Annotated in this window: 23 protein-coding genes and 1 pseudogene; 7 read left to right on the top strand and 17 right to left on the bottom strand. The window is 62.7% G+C overall.

Going from position 1 to position 20,129, the window contains the following annotated elements; translation table 11 throughout:
- Entirely contained in the window at positions 1–264 is a 264-nt protein-coding gene (locus tag NKI25_RS30845) for a hypothetical protein (protein WP_353000248.1), read from the bottom strand.
- Between NKI25_RS30845 and NKI25_RS30840 the strand changes: the two are divergent.
- Positions 187–1,069 (top strand): annotated as a pseudogene (locus tag NKI25_RS30840) (quinone oxidoreductase family protein). The gene NKI25_RS30845 and the pseudogene NKI25_RS30840 overlap by 78 nt on opposite strands.
- Before the next feature lie 41 nt (positions 1,070–1,110).
- Here NKI25_RS30840 and NKI25_RS30835 read toward each other — a convergent pair.
- The 5 genes from NKI25_RS30835 to NKI25_RS30815 all read right to left on the bottom strand — a co-directional run bounded on the left by NKI25_RS30835 (position 1,111) and on the right by NKI25_RS30815 (position 4,244).
- Positions 1,111–1,839, bottom strand: coding sequence for an HAD family acid phosphatase (locus tag NKI25_RS30835; protein WP_353000245.1), 729 nt, complete (start codon positions 1,837–1,839; stop codon positions 1,111–1,113).
- Between the two features lie 230 nt (positions 1,840–2,069).
- A complete protein-coding gene (locus tag NKI25_RS30830; protein WP_352456956.1) occupies positions 2,070–2,504 on the bottom strand; it encodes an FKBP-type peptidyl-prolyl cis-trans isomerase in 435 nt (144 codons plus the stop codon).
- A 234-nt stretch (positions 2,505–2,738) separates the two neighbouring features.
- Complete coding sequence (locus NKI25_RS30825; protein WP_352567972.1) at positions 2,739–3,464, bottom strand: SDR family oxidoreductase; 726 nt, start codon at positions 3,462–3,464, stop codon at positions 2,739–2,741.
- Positions 3,465–3,500: 36 nt separating this feature from the next.
- Positions 3,501–3,986, bottom strand: coding sequence for a VOC family protein (locus NKI25_RS30820; protein WP_352456958.1), 486 nt, complete (start codon positions 3,984–3,986; stop codon positions 3,501–3,503).
- A gap of 72 nt (positions 3,987–4,058) precedes the next feature.
- Positions 4,059–4,244 (bottom strand): DUF1127 domain-containing protein, encoded by a 186-nt coding sequence (locus tag NKI25_RS30815; RefSeq protein WP_352456959.1) that lies wholly within the window; start codon positions 4,242–4,244, stop codon positions 4,059–4,061.
- 207 nt (positions 4,245–4,451) lie between these two features.
- Between NKI25_RS30815 and gcvA the strand changes: the two genes are divergently transcribed.
- Complete coding sequence (gene gcvA, locus NKI25_RS30810; protein ID WP_352456973.1) at positions 4,452–5,345, top strand: transcriptional regulator GcvA; 894 nt, start codon at positions 4,452–4,454, stop codon at positions 5,343–5,345.
- Between the two features lie 39 nt (positions 5,346–5,384).
- On the opposite strand, the gene NKI25_RS30805 is transcribed toward gcvA, so the two are convergent.
- The 3 genes from NKI25_RS30805 to NKI25_RS30795 form a co-directional block, all read right to left on the bottom strand.
- Positions 5,385–6,167 (bottom strand): class I SAM-dependent methyltransferase, encoded by a 783-nt coding sequence (locus NKI25_RS30805; RefSeq protein ID WP_352690675.1) that lies wholly within the window; start codon positions 6,165–6,167, stop codon positions 5,385–5,387.
- Positions 6,168–6,251: 84 nt separating this feature from the next.
- Positions 6,252–6,725, bottom strand: a complete 474-nt coding sequence (locus tag NKI25_RS30800; RefSeq protein ID WP_352450557.1) for a VOC family protein — start codon at positions 6,723–6,725, stop codon at positions 6,252–6,254.
- A gap of 258 nt (positions 6,726–6,983) precedes the next feature.
- On the bottom strand, positions 6,984–8,981 hold the full coding sequence (locus NKI25_RS30795; RefSeq protein WP_352456961.1) for an ABC transporter ATP-binding protein/permease: 1,998 nt from the start codon (positions 8,979–8,981) through the stop codon (positions 6,984–6,986).
- 428 nt (positions 8,982–9,409) lie between these two features.
- Between NKI25_RS30795 and NKI25_RS30790 the strand changes: the two genes are divergently transcribed.
- On the top strand, positions 9,410–9,700 hold the full coding sequence (locus NKI25_RS30790) for a hypothetical protein (RefSeq protein WP_352456962.1): 291 nt from the start codon (positions 9,410–9,412) through the stop codon (positions 9,698–9,700).
- 52 nt (positions 9,701–9,752) lie between these two features.
- On the opposite strand, the gene NKI25_RS30785 is transcribed toward NKI25_RS30790, so the two are convergent.
- Complete coding sequence (locus tag NKI25_RS30785) at positions 9,753–10,046, bottom strand: hypothetical protein (protein ID WP_352450453.1); 294 nt, start codon at positions 10,044–10,046, stop codon at positions 9,753–9,755.
- Between the two features lie 190 nt (positions 10,047–10,236).
- Here NKI25_RS30785 and arr point away from each other — a divergent pair, with 190 nt between their 5' ends.
- Positions 10,237–10,644: an NAD(+)--rifampin ADP-ribosyltransferase gene (gene arr, locus NKI25_RS30780; RefSeq protein ID WP_352456964.1), complete on the top strand. Its 408-nt coding sequence runs from the start codon at positions 10,237–10,239 to the stop codon at positions 10,642–10,644.
- Positions 10,645–10,777: 133 nt separating this feature from the next.
- On the opposite strand, the gene NKI25_RS30775 is transcribed toward arr, so the two are convergent.
- The 3 genes from NKI25_RS30775 to NKI25_RS30765 all read right to left on the bottom strand — a co-directional run bounded on the left by NKI25_RS30775 (position 10,778) and on the right by NKI25_RS30765 (position 13,903).
- Entirely contained in the window at positions 10,778–11,515 is a 738-nt protein-coding gene (locus NKI25_RS30775; RefSeq protein WP_352456965.1) for a class I SAM-dependent DNA methyltransferase, read from the bottom strand.
- Positions 11,516–11,591: 76 nt separating this feature from the next.
- Positions 11,592–12,902, bottom strand: a complete 1,311-nt coding sequence (locus tag NKI25_RS30770) for a hemolysin family protein (RefSeq protein ID WP_352623125.1) — start codon at positions 12,900–12,902, stop codon at positions 11,592–11,594.
- Positions 12,903–12,961: 59 nt separating this feature from the next.
- Positions 12,962–13,903: a LysR family transcriptional regulator gene (locus NKI25_RS30765; protein WP_353000226.1), complete on the bottom strand. Its 942-nt coding sequence runs from the start codon at positions 13,901–13,903 to the stop codon at positions 12,962–12,964.
- Between the two features lie 127 nt (positions 13,904–14,030).
- Here NKI25_RS30765 and NKI25_RS30760 point away from each other — a divergent pair, with 127 nt between their 5' ends.
- The gene (locus NKI25_RS30760; protein ID WP_352690676.1) at positions 14,031–15,050 is read left to right on the top strand and encodes a zinc-dependent alcohol dehydrogenase family protein; all 1,020 of its coding nucleotides are present in this window, start codon (positions 14,031–14,033) and stop codon (positions 15,048–15,050) included.
- 41 nt (positions 15,051–15,091) lie between these two features.
- Here NKI25_RS30760 and NKI25_RS30755 read toward each other — a convergent pair whose 3' ends face one another.
- The 4 genes from NKI25_RS30755 to NKI25_RS30740 form a co-directional block, all read right to left on the bottom strand.
- Positions 15,092–15,799: an LssY C-terminal domain-containing protein gene (locus NKI25_RS30755; protein ID WP_353000224.1), complete on the bottom strand. Its 708-nt coding sequence runs from the start codon at positions 15,797–15,799 to the stop codon at positions 15,092–15,094.
- Positions 15,800–15,865: 66 nt separating this feature from the next.
- Complete coding sequence (locus NKI25_RS30750; RefSeq protein ID WP_353000222.1) at positions 15,866–16,705, bottom strand: extensin-like domain-containing protein; 840 nt, start codon at positions 16,703–16,705, stop codon at positions 15,866–15,868.
- A 118-nt stretch (positions 16,706–16,823) separates the two neighbouring features.
- Positions 16,824–17,774 carry an extensin-like domain-containing protein gene (locus NKI25_RS30745; RefSeq protein WP_352586842.1) on the bottom strand — a complete coding sequence of 317 codons (951 nt, stop codon included), beginning with the start codon at positions 17,772–17,774 and terminating at the stop codon, positions 16,824–16,826.
- A 76-nt stretch (positions 17,775–17,850) separates the two neighbouring features.
- On the bottom strand, positions 17,851–18,276 hold the full coding sequence (locus NKI25_RS30740) for a DUF3775 domain-containing protein (protein WP_023678354.1): 426 nt from the start codon (positions 18,274–18,276) through the stop codon (positions 17,851–17,853).
- A 235-nt stretch (positions 18,277–18,511) separates the two neighbouring features.
- On the opposite strand from NKI25_RS30740, the gene NKI25_RS30735 reads away from it, so the two are divergent.
- The gene (locus NKI25_RS30735) at positions 18,512–19,069 is read left to right on the top strand and encodes a tetratricopeptide repeat protein (protein WP_254819249.1); all 558 of its coding nucleotides are present in this window, start codon (positions 18,512–18,514) and stop codon (positions 19,067–19,069) included.
- A 328-nt stretch (positions 19,070–19,397) separates the two neighbouring features.
- The gene (greA, locus tag NKI25_RS30730; protein ID WP_023719113.1) at positions 19,398–19,871 is read left to right on the top strand and encodes a transcription elongation factor GreA; all 474 of its coding nucleotides are present in this window, start codon (positions 19,398–19,400) and stop codon (positions 19,869–19,871) included.
- Positions 19,872–20,129: the final 258 nt, after the last annotated feature.

Raw genomic sequence — 20,129 nt, 5'->3', positions numbered from 1 at the left:
TCACCTCCCGGTCAGCAGCGGACAAATCGGTGTGTAGTCGAAGCCAGGCAGATAGTGGCAAACAGCGGCCGATGCCAACAGCGATCGGTGCATGCGATGAGAGCCATTCAACTGAGCCGCTTCGGCGGGCCCGACGTTCTCGACATAGTCGCGGTGCCGAAGCCTGAGCCGCAAGCCGGCGAGGTCTTGGTCCGCGTTCATGCGGCCGGGGTGAATTTCTTCGAAGTGCTGATGCGCGCGGATCGCTATGCGGTGACGCCGCAACTGCCGATGATCCCTGGCGTCGAGGCCGCCGGGATCGTGGAGGCGCTTGGGCAGGGGGTGGACGCTTCCTTGCTCGGCACGCGCGTCGCCGCGCCGTTGTTCGCCTGCGTTTGGCGGCTATGCCGAGTATGTGACGATCGACGCAAGCCTGGCCCTGCCCTTGCCGGATTCGCTCTCGTTCGAAAACGCGACGGCATTGATGGTGCAAGGACTGACGGCATTGTATCTATCGCGGCAAAGCCCGCCGGCCGGCAGATCGGTGCTGGTCGCCGCTGCCGCGGGCGGCGTCGGTTCGTTGCTCGTCCAGCTTGCCAAGCGCGCCGCCACGAGCCGTGTCATCGCGGCAGCCGGCAGCAAGGCCAAGCTCGACCTTACTTTGTCGCTGGGAGCCGATGCTGCCGTCGACTACAGCAACACGGATTGGCCGGTGCACGTCCGGGCAACGACAGGTGGCGCTGGCGTCGACATCATCTACGACATTGTCGGCGGCCCGCTGACGGCGGTTGCGCTGGAGGCTCTGGCACCTCGCGGAGAGTTGGTGTTTGCAGCACTTGGCAGATACGCGCTCGGCGCCCCGGAGATGGAGGCGATGATCGGCCGCAACCAGTCGCTGAAGGGTTTTGCCCTGCTGCCGTTGCTGTCTACGGACGGGCTCCGTGACGGCCTTTTGGAGCTTTTCGATCTGGCCGCTGGTGGTCAGCTTGTGGTGACCAAAGGTGGCCGCTTCCCGCTCGACCAGGCCAGCCAGGCGCATCGCCTGCTGGAGGAGCGCGGCGCGACCGGCAAGGTCGTCTTGATACCTTAGTAGGTGCTCCGCAAGGATCCGGGGTTGTGCCGTACAGGCCGTCAGCGAACCCGGTAGAACGGATTTGGCAGCAGGAACAGCCTCTCGGCATGCCCGCCGAACAGGTCGGATGGCTGGTCACCGACATTGGCAATTATCGTGTAGCCGGCCTTTTCGATTTCGGCCCTTATGGGTGACTTGAAATCTGCGGCGGAGCCGTATTTGGCCCCAGGCTGGACCATGTAAAGGTGCTCGTAGCCGGCATAGCCGGCCGACTGCAGGTTCTGTTCGGTTGCCTGACGCTGGTCCTCCGGACGTCCGGTGATGAAGAACACCGCGACTTTCGCCGCTCGTGCCTGCCGGAAGACCTCCAGCACGGCGTCGATGGCCGGATCCTTCGCAAGCTGATCCCAGGCGGCCCAGCCACAGGGACCATCGATTGCGATGTCGCAGGCGCCGCCAATCGGGCGGCCGAAATTGTCACGTGTGATCACTTCCCAGTTGGCCAAAGCCGTCTCGTCGATATCGAGCACCAGCGCGGGGCGAGGCACCTCCATTGCGCGCTTGATGACCCAGTCGCCTGCCTGCTTCGCCACAGTGGCCAGGTCGCGGTCATAGTCGCCGGAATCATGATAATTGGCAGCCGCCAGCATCGCATCGCCGACATTGGCTGGCTGGGACGGGCTTGTGAGAAGGAGCGAGTCGGAACGCGCCGGCCCAGGAATATTTGTGCCGATCATCAGCACGATTGCACCGGCACGCGCAATTCTATTCCAACCAATCGCCCGCATCACGGGACTTTGCGGTCACGAGAAGTCGGCTGTCAAGCGAGGTCTTCCACAGGTCCTCGAGACCGCGACGCTGAATTGGACATTCCAGATGCCGAATGTCTCTATGGGTTGCTGCACGCTACACGATTTCCGCCGTCGCGGTCTTTGCCTCCGACAGGTGACGCACCGCCGGAACCGTCGGTCGAAATGCGTCACCCGAAAATCATGGCCGTTACGCGCTTTGCCGTGCCCTACGCCGCCTGAACGATCTCGACCAGTTCAACGTCGAACACGAGATCGCGTCCGGCCAACGGATGATTGCCGTCGAGCTTGACGCTGGTGTCGTCCACGCCGACGACTGTTACCGGCATCGGGCGCCCTTCTGAGGTTCTGACCTGCAATCGAGTGCCGATATCGACGTTGATGTTGTCTGGCACGCGGGCGCGATCGACGGTCATGACCGCTTCGGGGCGGTGGGGGCCATAGGCGGCCTCGGCGGGAACAGTCACGGTGCTTTTCGCGCCCACCTCCATGCCCTCGACATGGGTTTCAAGACCAGGGATCACTTGTCCTTCACCCAGCGTGAATTGCAGCGGTTCGTTGCCGGAAGAATCGAATTGGGTGCCGTCTGCCAGGCGTCCATTGTAATTGATGCGCACGGTGTCGCCATTCTTGGCCTGTGTCATGATAGCCATCCTTTGAAAGTTTCGAGGGGCCGGCCAAAGCTCACGGTCCCGTCCTCGATCATCCACGCACTTAGGTGCGCGGCGCGAAACGCTAAAACTAGGGACCTGGCTGCCGATGTAAACCCCGATTGAGCGACGCCGGCATGACCCGCCGGCGTTCGTCGCCTTCGGCAGCAGTGCACCGGACTAGCGGTCATGCCGGCTCAACCCATTCAGGCGGCGTGCAAATGGCGGCTAGATCAGGTTATGGCCGCCATCGATGCGGATCGTCTCGCCGGTGGTGAAGTCGCTTTCCATGAGGTAGAGGTAGGCGGCGGCGACGTCCGCTGCGGTCGGAATTTTTCTCGATGGCAACCGGGCAGCCATGTCGGCAAAGAAGCTGGATTTGGCTTCTCCAACAATGTCCCACATCGGTGTGTCGACCCATCCGGGCGACACGACATTGACGCGCGTCGGGGCCAGTTCGAGCGCCAGGGCGCGGGCGAAGTAGCTGAATGAACCGGCAATCGCGGAGACGACCGAGCCTCCCGGCACCGGCGGCCGATCCTTATTTATTCCCGAGGTGAAGGTCATCGAGCCGCCGGCTTTCAGGGTGCGCACAGCGTGCTTGGAGAGCAAGACGGCGCCAATCAGCTTGTTATCGACGAAGCCTCGCACAGCCTCCATGTCGGTACTGCCGATGGGATCGCCGGGCGGCAGTGTTCCGGCGGTCGATACGAGGTGATCGAAGGGACCGACCTCGTCGAACAGGCGGGCGACGTCCGCTTCGTCGGTCATGTCGGCGACCACGCTTGTCACGCGGCCCGCATTGAGCGTCCGTTCGGCAGCCAGCAGTTTCTCGGGCGAGCGTCCGACGATCACGACCTTCGCTCCGCCGTTGAGAGCAGCTTCCGCGACGCCGAGACCGATGCCGGAACTACCGCCGACGACGATGACTTTCCTGTCCACGAGCGATGTCATGAGGGTTCTCCGTTCGTTGCGATTGCGGTGGGAGAGTCAGGCCTTGCCGGCGTAGGCGGCTTCGAGCTCGGCGATGATGATCTTGCGCATCCCATACATCGCCTGCCGGACGCGGTTGGCCTTTTCGCGATCCGGATCGGCACTGAGCCGCGGCAGGATTTCCGGGATGACCTGCCAGTAGACGCCGTATCTGTCGGTGAGCCAGCCGCAGGGTTGTGCCCTGCCGCCGCCGGCGGTGAGCGCCTCATAGTAGTAGTCGGTCTCGGCCTGGTCCCTGGTCTCGATGTAGAGCGAGAGCCGCTCGTTGAAGGGCGGCTGCGGCCCGGCATTGAGCGCAGTAAGGTGCAGTCCTTCGAGCTCGAAATCGAAGGTGGCATGCGGGACCGTCTTGTTGGTTCCGGACACCCAGTCGGTGTATTCGATGGTCTGGAGCGCTTTGCTGTTCTTGAAGACCGAGAGATAGAAGTCGCGGGCTTGCTCCGCATCGGTGTTGAACCAGAGGAATGGGTGGATGGTGGCCATGTCCGTTCTCCGTTAATTCCTTGCGACAGCGATCTTTTGCGAAGAGCCTGTCCGCTGTTGCTTTCGTTCAGGCTAGCGGTAGTCCGACGGCCGATGGACCGAGCCGTCCCAGTCGCGGGCAAATCCGAGGTCTTCGAGCCGGCGGGTCGAGAAGCGTGCAATCTGCCGCCCGGTCCGGCGCCGGCTGCTCGAGGCGAGGATGCGGCCGGCCATGCCGGTCAGGACGTCGACGATGGGTTCAACTCGTTTGGCGTTCATGGTGCTCTCCCAGAGTGGCGGCAGTTTTGGTTTCAGCAGTTGCCCCGCGACTTTCGTCAGCGAGAGTATCAGTCACATCAAACTCGCCTTTTGCAGCGGTGGTGAATGACTGATTACGCGAGCAAACATGCCGGCTTCTGGCCTGGACGACAAACGACTTATCGGCGACAATGTGTGAGCATCACTCACACGTACAGGTATCGATCCATGCCCCGGAAGCTGCCTCCCCTCACCACCTTGCCAAGTTTCGAGGCCGCGGCGCGCCTGTTGAGTTTCTCCAAGGCGGCAGAGGAACTTCATGTCACCCACGGTGCGATCAGCCGGGCGATCAAGAATCTTGAGGATCAGCTCGGTGTGCAGCTGTTCGAGCGCGGTACGCGTTCGGTGAGCCTGACAGCCGTCGGCGAACCCTATGCGCGGGCGGTGCGCGAGGCGCTCGCCCAGTTGGCCACCGCCACCGCTGCAGCAACAGCCCGCTATTCGAGCTCGACATTGAACGTCAGCACCTCCGATGGCTTTGCGGGGAGATGGCTGGTGCCGCGCCTCTATCGCTTTCACCGTGCGCATGGCGACCTCGATGTGCGGGTTTCGACGAGCGGGAAGCTGACCAACTTCCTCGGCGACGGCATCGATGTTGCCGTCCGTTATGGCAACGGAAACTATCCGGGGCTAACGTCGGAGTTCCTCACCGGCGAGGAGGTGTTTCCAGTGTGCAGCCCAAAGCTTCTTGAGGGTGCACATCCGCTCCGCACGCCTCAGGACCTCAAACACCACACGCTGATCCGTGACAGCTTTCCGATCGACTGGGCGACCTGGCTAGCAAGCGCCGGGGTCGAGGGCGTTGACCCGCAGAGCGGGATTACCTTTGACTCTGCCACCTTTGCCATGGAGTCGGCCGCACAAGGCGAGGGGGTGGTGCTCGGCCGGACCATGCTCGTTGCGGCCGACCTTGCCGCCGGGCGGCTCGTCCGCCCCTTCGGCCACGCCCTGAAATCCCCCTCCAGCTTCTATTTCGTCTACCCGCCAGAGGCGATCCGTCAGCGCAAAGTCAAGGCTTTTCGGGATTGGCTGCTCTCAGAAGTCGCGCCGCAAATGGACTGACGGGAAGGCCGAGAGAACAGGATCGTCTACATCGCGCAGTCACCATCGGCTCGCCCGAAACGCGGTGACGATCCAGGCACGCGAGTCGAAAAGCACACCGTCCGCGGTCAAATGCGCGTCGAGCAGATCGCGCAACCGCCGCAGCGGCGCGTCGACATCCACATCTGCGCGGGCGAGCGGATCCTTGACCAGTTGCAGGCCAAGCAAAGCGTCATAGGCCACATCGACGTCCTGGCCGTAGAAGACCGGCTCATGCACTTCGGCAAAGTCGACCGAAACAAAACCGGATGCACGCAAGATCTCCGCGGTGATGGCGGGGTCGCCAAGCGAAAACGGGGTGGCGGCGCCCCCCGATATGGCGGTCCCCGGCGCAATTGCCCGCTGAATGGCAGTTGCCCACTCGTTACGGTCCTGGCATCGCCATACCATCCACACAAGACGTGCCCCTGGTCGCATCGCCCGGGCGATATTGGCGAACGCCGCCGCCGGATCGGCAAAGAACATCACTCCAAATCGACTAATGCACAGATCGAAGCCGGCAGGCGGAAATACCAGCAATTGCGCATCGCCGCGCTCAAAGGCGAGGTTTCGCAATCCCTCTTTCGCGCTACACTTCCGGGCGATCTCGAGCATCTCGGCCGATACGTCCACGCCGAGCACGCTGCCTTCCACCGCGACACGGGCAGCATCACGAGAGGATTGTCCCGAACCGCATCCGATATCGAGCACGCGATCGCGCGTTCCCACCTTGACCGCAGCCCTGAAGACCTCGTTGTGCCGTCGCAGTTCGGCGTCGTAAAACGCAGCGCAGTTCAGCACCATCGCACGCCTGCCTGGAGATGATGGGCCGGCAGCATTTCCGGCCGCTCTGCCCTGATCTTTTCGCGTCGGGCCACCCCCGAACTGTCAGCCGCGCCGCGCCGCCTCGATCGCTGCAACGTCGATTTTCTTCATCTCCATCATCGCCTCGAATGCGCGCTTTGCTTCATCGCCGCCGGCGGCCATCGCTTCGGTCAGCACGCGCGGCGTGATTTGCCAGGAGATGCCCCATTTGTCCTTGCACCAGCCGCAGGCACTTTCCTGGCCGCCATTGCCGACGATGGCGTTCCAATAGCGGTCGGTCTCCTGCTGATCGTCGGTGGCGATCTGGAAGGAGAAGGCTTCGTTGTGTTTAAACGCGGGCCCGCCATTGAGGCCGAGACAGGGGATGCCGGCGACCGTGAACTCGACCGTCAGCACGTCGCCTGCCTTGCCGGACGGGTAGTCGCTGGGAGCGCGGTGGACGGATTTCACCGAACTGTCGGGAAAAATCTCGGAATAGAAGCGGGCCGCAGCCTCGGCGTCCTTGTCGTACCAAAGGCAGATCGTGTTCTTGGCGATTGTCATTGCTGGTCCCTTTGCTTTCGAAATCAATCGGGGCTTTTGAAATCAACCCGGGTTTTTCACAGCTGGCCTCGGCGTTGCACCGGACATGGAAATGCGCTCGTGCCATCGACGTTCCGGCAGCAGCAGCTGCCCGGAATCAAGGTACCACGGCTGGTGCTTTCAGGACCAGATGCGGGCAGTGACTCGAATCGGCGATGGTCCGCCTGCTCCGACCGGCGGCCTCACTCTTTGCGTAGGGCAGCGCCGCTTTGCTCAAGGTCGCGCTGGCTTTCCGTTGGCGCGCCGTTGCCTCAGAAGGCGCATGAGCAAGTTCCGTCTGTCCTTGCGCGGGACGAGTTCGATATCGCTGACAAGTTTTGCGCCGCCCTTGTGCCGCTCCAATGTGATCTTGCGGCTGTGGAAGGCCTCCAGCTCGGCGCGGTGCGCTACGCTTATGATGGTGACCTTCGGCAATTCGCGAATAATCATCTCCATCATCTTGTCCTGGCTCTTCTCGTCGAGTGCCGACGTTGCCTCGTCCAGCACGATGATATCGGGGCGGTGCAGCAGAAGACGCGCGAAGGCGAGGCGCTGCTTTTCGCCACCCGACAAGGTCTGGTCCCATGGCGCGTCCTCCTCGATCCGGTCGTTGAGGTAGTCGAGTCCCACCTTGTCGAGGGCAGCCTTGATCTTATCCAGCGTCCAGTTGTCGGCAGCGCCTGGATAGGCGACAGCGCGGCGAAGCGTCCCGGTCGGGATGTAGGGCCGTTGCGGCAACATGAACAACCGTCTGTCGGCGCGGATGTTGACGCTGCCGCTACCCCATGGCCACAGACCCGCGACGGCCCGCACCAACGTACTCTTGCCCGAGCCGGATTCGCCGGCGACGAGCACCCGCTCGCCTGGTTCGATCACGACCTCGGTTTCCTTGACCACGGCGGTGCCGTCGTCGAGCGACACGGAGAGATTGTTCAGGCTGAGCATCGCATCGCCGCCGGTCTCGCCGCGCTTTATGCGTCCCAGCGTGTTGCTCTGTTCCGCGCGCTCGAGCCCGTCGAGCGACATCATCAGCGAGGCGATGCGCCGTGCACAGGCGTTCCAATCGGCGAGACGGGGATAGTTGTCGACCAGCCATCCGAACGCGCCCTGCACGATGGCAAAGGCCGAGGCAGCCTGCATGACCTGTCCAAGTGTCATGCTGCCTTCGAGGAACTTTGGAGCGCAAAGCAAGACCGGCACGACAGGCGCAAACAGGCTCGACCCCTGAGACACCAGCGCCGTGCGCATGTGCTGGCCTGCAAGGAGCGCCCATTGCCTGAGCACATGGGCAAATGTCTTGTCCATGCCGCTGCGCTCCTCCTCCTCGCCGCCGAGCAATGCGATGCTCTCGCCGTTTTCCCGCACGCGCGTCAGCGTGTAGCGGAACTCGGCTTCCGCCTGATTTTTTCCCTCGGAGAGGTGGACGAAATGGCGGCCAATGACCGCCATCGAAGTAGACGTGATCGCGGAATAGAGCACTGCGGTGATGACCAGGAAGCCGGGAATGGTGACCGTCGAACCTGCAATCGTCAGGGTCAGGGCGCCGCCGATCGTCCACAGCACCACGATGAAGGTCGAGGCCGACAGAAATGCGACGATGACACCGGCGATGAAATCGACGGGCGATTCGGTGGCAATCCGCAAATCCTCGGCGATGCGGGCTTCGGGGTTGCTATGATCGCCGCCGACGAGGTTCAGCTGATAGTAGCGGCCGCTTGCGAGCCAGCGCGCGATGACCGCGGTGGTGAGCCAGGACCGCCAGCGGCGCTGTATCCTCATGCGAAAGAAGACTTGTGCCACCACAAGGCTGGCGCTTCCGATCACGAGTGGCAGGAATACGGCGCTCAGCCAATATACGGTGTGGGCATTGCGTTGCTCAATGGCGTCGAAAATTGCGCGATTCCAGACATTGATCCCATACTGGAAGCCGACATTGGCGACGATCAGGACCAACAGCCCGATCGTCAACGGCCAGGCGACCCTGTCGCCACTGCCGCTCCAGTAACCGCGCGCGCTGATCCAGAAGCGCTTAAGCAGGTATCTCTTGCGCGCCCGCTCGGCCTCTTCAGGTGTCAGCTCAGGATCGGGTTCGGTGACATCCGGCGGCGGCGCGGGCTCGCCGACGACCTCGGACGCGACTTCGACGGTCGACTGTTTCTCGCGGCGCGACTTCTCGGCATCGCGCGATTGGGCGCCGTCAACCGATTTCAGCTTAAATTTAGCCTCGGGCATCCGGCGATAACGGCTTAAAAATCAGAAGGTTTCATAGCGTCCGCTCGAGATCCCAGATGCCAACAACGCCAAGGCTTCTCAGCTGTTCCGGTGCTCGCAGCAGCCTATGGTCGTTCTCGATGACAGGCTTTGATCGTTGCGGGGCAGACCGCCGAGCGTCGGCTGCGGGTCAGTCTGCAACAAAGCATCACCTGCTGCGGTCTCGAGAATTCGCTTCAGGCTCTCAAGATTTGTCCGCATGCTGCATTCGAAGAGGCTGGACGCAAGCGGCGCGAGAAGTGCCATCGGCCCGAGTCAACAGGATCGAGGAGGAGAGATCATCTCGATTGCGATTGCGAGCATCTGCTGCCCAGCCGGACCGCGCCAGCCCCGAGTTCCGGAACAAGGGTGCGATTTTGCCGTTGAGCCAGAAACTGGAAGCGACCCGCATGTCCGAATTGCCGAATGAAGAGATCGAAGGGCGGCTGAACGCCCAGCGCGAGACTCTGGCGCTGGTCGTTGCGCTGCTTGCCAGCAAGGATACGGCACCCGAGCGAATATGGGCCGAACTGGAGGCCCGTTTTCAGTTTCAGAACAGTCAGGAGGACCCTGGCGTCCTGCCAAGCCGCGCATTCGCCATCGAAGCTGCGAAGATGCGGGAGTTCAAGCTGATCGCCGAAGAGGCGCAGGCGCGCAATGCGGAATGGAACCGCAGGGACAAGCCACAGGGCGCCAGCTGAAACCCCGGAGAGTGGATGCAGGACCGGCTATTTTACGATGACTGAGCAAGCGTCAGCTTTGCTGCAAAAGTGTACGTGCCAACTCTTGCCATTCCTCGTCAAGCGTTAAGGTCGACGGCGCCGCGTTGCTGCGGCGATACCAATATTCCGCATTCGACTGGTCGCCTTCCTTGCGGTGGAGATAGGCATGCACGTGCATGCCCGCCGTATCGTCGCGCTGCTGCGCGCACTCGTGCGCCTTAGCCCAATCGCCCTTTGCATCCCACCACAGCGCCTGCAGGGCAGGGCTCAAGCCGGCTGGCGGCTGTGGTTTCGCAATCGAATCCCTGAAGGCTTGCAGATCCATTTTTCCACCTCGGTAAGATGCAGAGCGCCAATAATACCCGCACCGGCAGCCGACCGAAAGCGTGCTTTGGGCGGGATGACCGGAATGGGCGGACGTCCGATAACCGAACGGCCAGACGGTTGATTCGATGACGTGCATGAAATAGTGCGCGCCACGACACCATGACGCCTGAGACAGCGAGGATGAGCCGATGACAGCCTCCGACAAGCCGCGCCAATTCTACCACGGCACCCGGGCCGACCTTAAACCGGGAGACCTGATCGAAGCCGGTTACAGCTCCAATTACGGGGCGCGAAAGCAGGCAGCCTGGGTCTATCTAACCGGCACTCTGGATGCGGCTATCTGGGGTGCAGAACTGGCCGCCGGTGACGGACGCGAAAGGATCTACATCGTGGAACCAACCGGCCCGGTCATGGACGACCCCAATCTTACGGACAAGAAATTTCCCGGCAATCCGACGCAGTCCTATCGCTGCCGCGAGCCGCTCAGGATCACGGGCGAGGTCACCGAGTGGCAGGGCCACTCCCCCGAGCGGCTGAAAGAGATGAAGGACCATCTCGAACGGCTGAAGGCACAAGGCATCGAGGCAATCGATTGATCGCTGAGTTCTGCGATTGCCAAGCTTGGCTCTGACCTACGGTCGGCGGCAGTCCCCGCGAAATACGGCTCCACGTCCGCAATGGGTCCGCGAGTTGTCGTTGCTTGCAGGGCTGGAGAGCGGATGCTCCTTTTCATCTCGTCGCGAACGTGATGATCTCTGGGCTCGAAGGGCCAAGTGGGCTGCCGTCAAAGCCGCCGAATTGCTGTTCGATCCGTAGCCCCGCGTTCCCCAGCAGGCTCGATAAGGCGTCCGTCTCGAGGAATCGCAAGGTGCTGCGACTAACTTGCGGAAGGCTCGGATGCTTTCCGCCGAACCTGTGGGTGAATGTCACCGTCTGTCCATCGAACCGCATGATCACCTCTGTTGTGATCTGCACCAGCGACCCGTCAGGCAGCTCAACGACGACCGCATTTTCGGGTGTCCAGTGCTCCCACGCCCGCACCGAAGGGTTCCGCGTTTCGAACGCGAAGCATCCGCCTGGCACAAGGGCGTGTCGGACAGCCGCCATGAAATCCCTCAGGTCTTCGTCGCTGACAAGGGCCTGGAATGCGTGCCCCGTCATCACAATGAGATCAAACTCGGCTGTCCAGCCGGCCGATTGGAGATCGCCGAGAACCCATTCGATATCCGCGCGCGTTCGTGCGCGATTCAACACGCCGGGTGCTGGGTCGATGCCGCAGAGCCGCCCTGAATGTCCGGCCAGGCGTGCCTCGTGAAGGAGGGTGCCCGTTCCACATCCGACATCAAGCACCGCGTCTGCTGTTAGAATGCGGGGCAGGTAGAAATCATAGTCGTCGCGCGCAGATCTCGGGTGCCAGGCGTCGTAGACGGCAGCGAGATATGGGTCGGCGAAAAGGTGGTCGACCATAGGCGGTATTCCCAATCAACTTTGACTGTGCGAGCGGCGTCGCCGCGAGCATATAGCCCATAAGTCGCGTCGATCGTTACCGCACGACCTCGCGGTGGCGGCCGGGCAGGCGGGTGGCGATGAGCTTGTCGATGCGGCGGCCGTCGAGGTCGACGACCTCGAAGCGCCAGCCTTGCGCGTCGACACATTCGCCGGTCGCCGGCAGATGGTGCAAATGCGACAGCACATAGCCGGCGACGGTTTCGTAATCGCGGCTCTCAGGCAGGTCGATGCCGAGGACCTCTGCCATCTCGTCGGCCTGCATGTAGCCGGCGAGCAGCCATGAGCCGTCCTCGCGCTTGACGGCGTTTTCCTCGTCGCCGGCGTCGAGATCCGAACGGAAGACGCCGGTGATCGCTTCCAGAATGTCGGCCGGGGTGACGATGCCTTCGAAATGGCCGTATTCGTCATGCACCAGCGCCATCGGCACGTCGGATTCCTTCAGCGTCGCAAGCACGTCCAGCGCGTCGGCCTGGTCATGCACGATCGGCGCGGCGCGCACGTGCCGGCGCGGGTCGAGAGCGCGGCCGCCGAGCATTGCGGCCAGCACGTCGCGGGTCTGGACGACGCCGATCATGGCGTCGACGCCGCCGTCGCCGGCCGGCAGGCGCGAATGCTGGGTGTCCATCAGCAGCTTCCTGATGGCCGCCTCGTCGGATTGCAGATTGATCCAGTCGACCTCGGTGCGCGGCGTCATCACCGCGCGCACGGCACGGTCGCCGAGCCGCATGACGCCGGCGATCATCCGCCGTTCGTCGGATTCGATGGTGCCGTGGTGCTCGGCTTCGGCGACCAGCATCTTGATCTCCTCGTCGGTGACCTTATCCTCGCTCTGACCGCGCTGGCCAAGCAGCCACAGGAGGGCGCGGCCGGAAAAATCGAGCAGGAAGACCAGCGGCGCCGAGACGCTGGCGAGGATGGTCATTGCCGGGGCGACCCTGACGGCTACCCGTTCGGGGTCGCGCAATGCGATCTGCTTGGGCACCAGTTCGCCGATGATCAGCGAGCCATAGGTGATGAGGGCGACGACGATGCCGACGCCGAGCGGATCGGCGAGGCTTTCGCGGATGCCGGCCGACGCCAGGGAGGTGGCCAGCCGCTCGCCGAGCGTGGCGCCGGAAAAGGCACCGGACAAGACGCCGACCAAAGTGATGCCGATCTGCACCGAGGACAGGAATTTTCCCGGATTGGCGCCGAGCGCCAGGGCCCGGCCGGCGCCCTTGACGTTGCGGTCGATCATCGTCTTGAGGCGCGCCGGCCGCGACGAGACGATGGCGAGTTCGGACATCGACAGAAGGCCGTTCACGCAGATGAGGACGACCACGATGGCAATTTCAGCATAAAGCATGCCGGGTCCATAGCATTGCCGCGCGGTTTTCGAAAATAGGACGGTCGCGCTTTTTAAATTTAGCAAGCCGGGCAATCAGGCGGCACCCATGCCGCATCCCAGGGCGGCGCGGAAAAATGCTCGATCAGGGCGTCGACGACGACGCGCACCTTTGGCGCGAGATTGCGTGTTACCGGCCAGATGGCATGCACCACGGTGTTTTCGACAAGACAGTCCGACAGAACCATTTCGAGCTCGCCGCGCCTGATGCTGTCGGCCGTCAGCCATGTCGGCAGATAGACGATGCCGCAGCCGGCCAGTACCGCATCGAGCATCGGTTCGCCGTGGCCGAGCACCAGCCGCGCCTTGGGCGCGAATTTTTCGAGACGGCCGTCGACATGCCTGACTGTCCAGGGATGGACCGTGCCGTCGCGGCCGTAGCCGATGAGGCTGTGCCTGGCCAGGTCCTCGATCGATAGCGGCCTGCCATGGGCGTCGAGATAGGCGGGGGCGGCGCAGATGGCCGAACGTTGGGCATAGATGCGGCGCGCGGCGATCGACAAGCTGTCGTCGAGGTCGCCCATACGCACCGCCAGGTCGATGCCTTCCTCGATCAGGTCGACGCGCCGGTCGTTGAACGAGATTTCCATCGTCAGGTCCGGGAATTTTTTGGAAATGTCGAACAGCAGCGGGGCGACGCACCGCCGGCCGAAGGCCAAAGGCAGGTCGACGCGCAGCCGCCCGGAAGGCACCTGCTTGCGCGATGCCAACAGCGACCGGGCGGCTTCGATCTCGGCCAGTGCCCTGACGCAGGCTTCGTAATAGCTCAGGCCCTCGCTGGTCGGGCTGAGGCTGCGGGTGGTGCGGTTGAGCAGGCGGACGCCCAATCGCTGTTCCAGCTGCGCGATCGACTTGCCGACCGCCGATTTGGTGACATGCAGCCGTGCGCCAGCGCCGGTGAAGCTGCCGGCCTCCACCGCGTGAACGAATGCGACGATGCCTTGCAAATTGGCCGATTCCAATGAAGCGCTCCTATTGTAGAGTTTTGCTCCTTAATCTGTTGCAGAACATGCCACATGGAAGCACTTTTCTCCATAGTGAAACGGCGTAAATGTCTCGCGCAATCATCAACCACGGAGCGCGAACCAAATGAGCACCGAAAACAGATCCTGGCAGATGAACGGTTTCGGCCTGTCCAGGTTGAAGCCGGCTGATGGAAAGCTGCCCCAACCCGGGCCGCATGATCTTCTGGTACGCGTCACAGCGGTATCGCTGAATTACAAGGACAGGATGATCGTCGATGGCGTGCTGATACCGGACCTCAGCTTTCCGTTCGTGCCGACATCGGACGCGGTGGGCGAGGTGGTGGCCATCGGCAGCAAAGTCAGCCGCTTCGGCATCGGGCAGCGTGTGCTCGGCCAGGTGATCGCCGACTGGCCGGACGGCGACGCCCCGCCGGTGCTGCACAAGCACACGTTGGGATCGTCGCTGCCCGGCACTTTGTCCGAGCATGTGCTTTTTCACGAGGATGCCGCCGTGGCGGCGCCGCTATCGCTCAGCGATGTCGAGGCATCGACGCTGCCGATTGCGGCACTCACGGCGTGGTTCGCGCTGGTCGAGGCGGCAAAGCCAATCCCGGGCGAGACCGTTCTCATCCAGGGCACTGGCGGTGTGTCGCTGTTTGCGCTGCAGTTCGCCGCCGCCTTCGGCCTGCGCGCCATCGTCACCTCGAGCAGCGACGAGAAGCTCGAACGGGCGAAGGCGCTCGGCGCCTGGCAAGGGATAAACTATCGCAGCCGGCCGGCGTGGGACGAGGCCGCGCGCGAGCTGACAAACGGCGCCGGCGTCAGCCATGTGCTGGAAATGGTCGGCGGCGACAATGCGCGGCGCTCGCTCAATGCGCTGGGCGCCGACGGCCGGCTGTCGGTTATCGGCTTGCTGGGCAGCATGGAGCTCAATTTTCCGATCTTGCCGTTCATGCGCAACCGGATCGTCGTCCAGGGCATATCGATCGGTCACCGTCGTGCTTTCGAACGGATGAACCAGGCGATCGAGACGCTTGCCATCAAGCCGGTAATCGACAAGGTGTTTGGCTTCGACGAGGTGCCGCAGGCATTTGAGCGTCTGGAGACGGGACCGTTCGGCAAGATCGTGATCACCGTGCCCTGAGCCGGTCGGAAATGGGTCAGACGGGAAGGCTGATCGCGCGCCTACGGCAGTTGCAGCAGGACGCCGATGATGGCCTTGCCGTCGGTGAAATAGGGATCGCCTTCGCCGTTGCGCCCGGTCTTCGTGGCGCCGACGCCTGGTATCTCGCTGGTCGAGATCAGCATGCCGGCGGCGGAGAGGTCGCGCATCAGCCCATCGCGCTCGGCGTCGATGTTGGCGCCGATATGATGAGTGATCGCGCCGGTGTCATGGCTGAGGCCGACGCCGCGGTCAAAGCTTGCCGAGCCAAGCCAAAGCGGCCGGCCGTCGTCTCCGGTCGCATCGGTCTGCCAGAAGCGGACGTGATGGCGCCGGTCGGCACTGTCGCCGACCGGTTTTTCGAAGGCGAGGTCCTGGACGCGGCCTTCGAACAAAAGCCGGCTGACCGGCGCGTCGGGATAGGGGCGGTTAAACAGCACGCTTTCGCCGATCTCGATGGCAGTCTTCAGCGTGATGGCGTCTGCCGTATCCCAGCCGGCGACGGCAAAAGCATGGACAAGCTCCTTCTTGGTGCCGACAAGGCCGACATTGATCGGATCGCCCGGAATGCCTTGCGGCGTGTGCGTCACCATCTCGAATTGCTGATTGCGAAAATTGCGGTCCCGCAACGTCCAGAACTCAGGCGCGGCGAAATAGGCGAGCGAAAGATAAGCGGCACAGCATGCCACCAGCCAGATCGTTGCACGTCGTCGAAGGCTTCGTTGGCTCAAGAGGCACCACCCAAGCGTCTGCGCACCATCTTAACCGGCGCAGCAAGTCTTGGGCAGGGGCTGCAATCAGCGGCAGGCGCGATAGCCGTTCTTGCGGTTCTTGATGTCGAAATGGAAATGGTTGCGGTGATCGTAATTGTAGCCGGGGCCGAGCACGGTGGTGAAATACTGGCAGCCGTCGGCGCGCACATTGTTGAGGAAGCCGCGCGTGCGGAAGGCGAACAGGCCGGGCTTGCGGACGTCGATGTCGTCGCCATTGTTGAGCTCGATGCTCATCACGTCGAGCGCATTGCCCTTGCCGTGTTCCGACAAAACACCTTCGCCGGCAATCCTGCGGCAGGAATAGCTCGAGCCCTGGTGGATGGTCTTGACGCCTGAGAAATAGCGCCAGCGGGCCGACGGCACGAGTTCGTTCCTGGTCCAGCCGGCAAAGGTGGCGGCCATGTCGCAGGTCAGCGTCGCGGCCGGCTTCATCTCGACGCTGCCGATGGCCGAGACCTTGACCGGATAGTCGATGCCGCACTGGCCTTCATGGATCGGCGCCACGTCGGTGTAGACGACACCGAGGCGTTTCAGCTCCTTTCGGCAATCGATCTCGGTGGCCGGCATCTGTTCGGCCGGCGACATCGGATTGTCCATGCGCGGATAGGCGGCGGTCATATAGGGGTTGGACGGGACGAGGCGCTGCATGCCGGAATATTCCGGGCCGGAACTTTGTGGGTCGGAATCGGGCGGGACGGCAGCGGTCTGGCTGCCGACATCGACGGCCGGCTGCAGCGACAGCACGCTGCCGGTATTGCAGGCGGAGACCGCCGCAATGGCAAGCATGGCGGCAAGCCTGCCGGCCATACGCGCGCGCCTTGTTTGCCGCGCGGCGGCAAGCGCAGCGCGAAATATTCCGGCCATCGGCAGGTATCCTGTCCCCAGATGGCACAGAGTTTAATCGCCAAGGGTAAAGGAAAAATCAGCGGCGCCGTTCACACCTGCGGCCAAATTGCGGCGCCCGACCTCGGCGGGCTCGATGTCACTGGCAAAACGTACCACCGTTGCGGCGCGGTTCGAGGTCGAAGTGGAGATGCTGCGAATGATCGGCGTCGCTGCCGGGGCCAAGCACGGTCTTGAACGGTCCGCAGGCTGCCTTGCGCACTGCGTTCAGGAATTTCGCGTCCTTTTCCGGCGGCGCCGGGCCGACATCGATCTCCTTCCCGTCCGAAAGCTTGAAGCTGGCGATATCGAGCGCGTTGCCGAAGGCGTGCTCCGACAATTTGCCGCCGCCATTGCGCGACCGGCAGACAAAGGCGGAGGCCTGGCCGATCGATTTAATATCCGCGCCGAACTCGGCCTTTGCGGCAGGCTGGATGACCGAAGCAGCAAAGCGTGCGGCCGCTTCTGCCATCTGGCAATTCAGCTCGGGCTCCGGGCCGATGGCGATGGATTTGCCGAGCGTCCTCAGCACGATCGGGTAGGGGATCGAGCAACCGACCGCCGTATCGCGCTCGGGCTTGCGCTCCACGAAATCGACGCCCATCGACTTCAGCCGCCTGCGGCAGGCCAATTCTTCGGCCGGCATTTCTTTCTCGGCAATGGCGGCCGATCGAGGATCAGGAAGGATTTTTTTCTCCTCCTTTTTGTCCGCCTCGGCCGGCTTTTCCGACGGGTTCGGTGCGCTTGCCGATGGCTCTGCCTCCGCTGGCTTTTCAGGAGGTAGTGGTGCGATCGCCGGCGGCTCCGGCTGCTTGGCGTTTGGCTGGCCGTTTTGCGGCTGAGTGGCCTGGGGCGGCTCCGGAGCATCCGCCGGGCGCGGTTCGGGGACCGGGATCTCGGTTGGTGGCGGGGGCGTGACTTGCTGGTTGAGCTGCGGAACCGGTGCAGTTTGCGGCAATTGAGGGGCCTTGGCCGATACGGACCCGGCCAGCGGCGTAGCCGCAACGGCCAGCAGCAATCTGCCCAATCTGAAAAAGCCAAACGCCGCCATTACGTCGCAACGGCCAGAATGCAGGGAAGTTGCCTTGAGCGAGGGAGGCGGCCGATCACAATCGGTAACCGCGCCGTCACGCGCCGATCGCTTCCAAGCCTTCCTCGAGCCAGTCCGCCAGCAGCGGCATGCCGAGCAGATATTTTGCCGTGCGCTTGTTGGCGCGCTCGCGGGCGGCGGACAGCGCGTCCGTCCATTCCGTAGCGTCATAGTCGCCGCGGCCGACCCAGGCCAACGCAATCAGTTCGGCCGCTTCGTCGACATTGAGATCGTCGATCAGCTCGCGCAATTCTTCTTCGGTGAGATCTTCGGAGCTTTCCTCGGCAAGGCCGTCATGATGGTGGTTGTCGTGCGCGTTGCCGTCGAGCTCTACCTCGTGCTCGGCGCCGTCGGCATAGTCTTCGTTGACGGCGGCGCTGAGCGCCTTCGCCTTCAGGATGAACAGGCGCACGGTGTCGGGACCGATCGAAAGCTCCCAGTCTCGTTCAACGCGTTGCTGCACCGGCCGTCTCCCTGCTTCGTGCTCGGTCGGCCCGATGATAGCGGATTTGCAGCGCTCGTCACATTATCTTGCGCGGCGGCGTTGATCATGAAGCATGATTTCCGATGCCCTCTCTTCCCGGGATAAGATGGCCTTGCTGGGAGAGATCGCGGTTTTGAGATAGGATGACATTTTCCGGGACGAAACGGCGTTGGCCCGGCGTTAGTGTTGCATTGTCAGTTCAAAGGAGAATTCGATGCGCAGACGATTGCTGATTTACGCCATGGCCATCGCCGCCCTGCCGCTGATTGCGGCTCCGGCGTTTTCGGCTGGAGAGGGCGGAGGAGGTGGTGGCGGCGGTGGCGGCAATGGCGGCGGCGGCCAGTCCCAGTGCAAGAAGGGGGAGGCGTGGGACAAGAAGCAGAAGAAATGCGTCTCGCCGAAGCAAGGCATGCTGGACGACGACAGCATCTACGATGCCGGTCGCGCGCTGGCGATGGATGGACGCTACGACGAGGCGATCGCCGTGCTCAGCCTCGCCGCCAACAAGCAGGATCCGCGCATCCTCAACTATCTCGGCTATTCGCACCGCCATTCCGGCCGCGTCACCGTCGGCCTCGGCTACTACGAGGAAGCGCTGCGCATCGACCCGAACTACACGCTGGTACGCGAATATCTCGGCGAGGCGCACCTGCAGATCGGCGATCTTGCCGGCGCCCAGGAACAGCTCCGCGAGATCGAGAAGCGCACGGGCAAGGGGTCTCGCGAATACGGCATGCTGTCGGAGCAGATCGATCATTTCATGAGGAGCTGATCCTCCGGAACGCTCCTCATAACCGGCTGTGAGCGATCGCAGCCGGTTTTTTGCTGTGCTGCACATGTTGGCCACAACCGAGATTTGGCATCACGGTACACGATACGATCTTGGAAACCCCCGCTTGACGTGGGGTCAGCCGTGCAATCGGTGGATGATTTTTCAAAAACCGACTTTTTGGACGTGAAAAACCCGCGAAGATTGCTATATCTTGCGAAATTGTGGTGAGACGGTTCCGTTAGCCCGAGGCTGCCGGACCGTTTTCTTTTTGTACCATCGACAAGGTCGCTCCCGATTGCGGGGGCGGCGGCAGGAAAGGTCAGGCATTATGAACAAGGTCCCGATGACAGGCGAGGGGTTCGCGTCATTGAAGGAAGAGCTGCGCTGGCGCCAGCAACAGGAGCGGCCGCGTATCATCGAGGCGATTTCCGAAGCGCGCTCGCATGGCGACCTCTCCGAAAATGCCGAATATCACGCGGCAAAAGAGGCACAGAGCCTCAATGAGGGCCGGGTCAACGAACTCGAGGACCTGATCGCGCGGGCCGAGGTGATCGACGTCACCAAGCTCAGCGGCGACAAGGTCAAGTTCGGCGCCACAGTGGTGCTGGTCGACGAGGATACCGAGGAGAAAAAGACCTACCAGATCGTCGGCGACCAGGAAGCCGACGTGAAGTCCGGCCGCATCTCGATCTCCTCGCCGATCGCCCGCGCCCTGATCGGCAAGGAAGTCGGCGACGCCATCGAGGTCAATGCGCCAGGCGGCGCCAGGGGTTATGAGATCGTCCAGGTGCAATTTATCTAGGGGATTGGCGCTGCTCTGCCTTCTCCCCTTGTGGGAGAAGGTGGCCTCGCGAAGCGAGGTCGGATGAGGGGTGTTCCAGCTTGGCTCCCTCCGCACTCCGTCCAACACCCCTCATCCGTCTTGGCGCTGCGCGCCAATCCACCTTCTCCCACAAGGAGACCTTTGCACAGAAGCCGATTGGTGATTCTGTGATGATGGTCGAAGCAGGGAGATTCGGGATGGCGGATCGTGTTTTGGGTCAGTTGAGTCTGGCGGACG

Source organism: Mesorhizobium sp. M0808, assembly GCF_040320025.1.
Taxonomy (GTDB): domain Bacteria; phylum Pseudomonadota; class Alphaproteobacteria; order Rhizobiales; family Rhizobiaceae; genus Mesorhizobium.
Note: the sequence above shows the minus strand (reverse complement) of the source record. Positions and strands in the feature narration are given on the sequence as shown.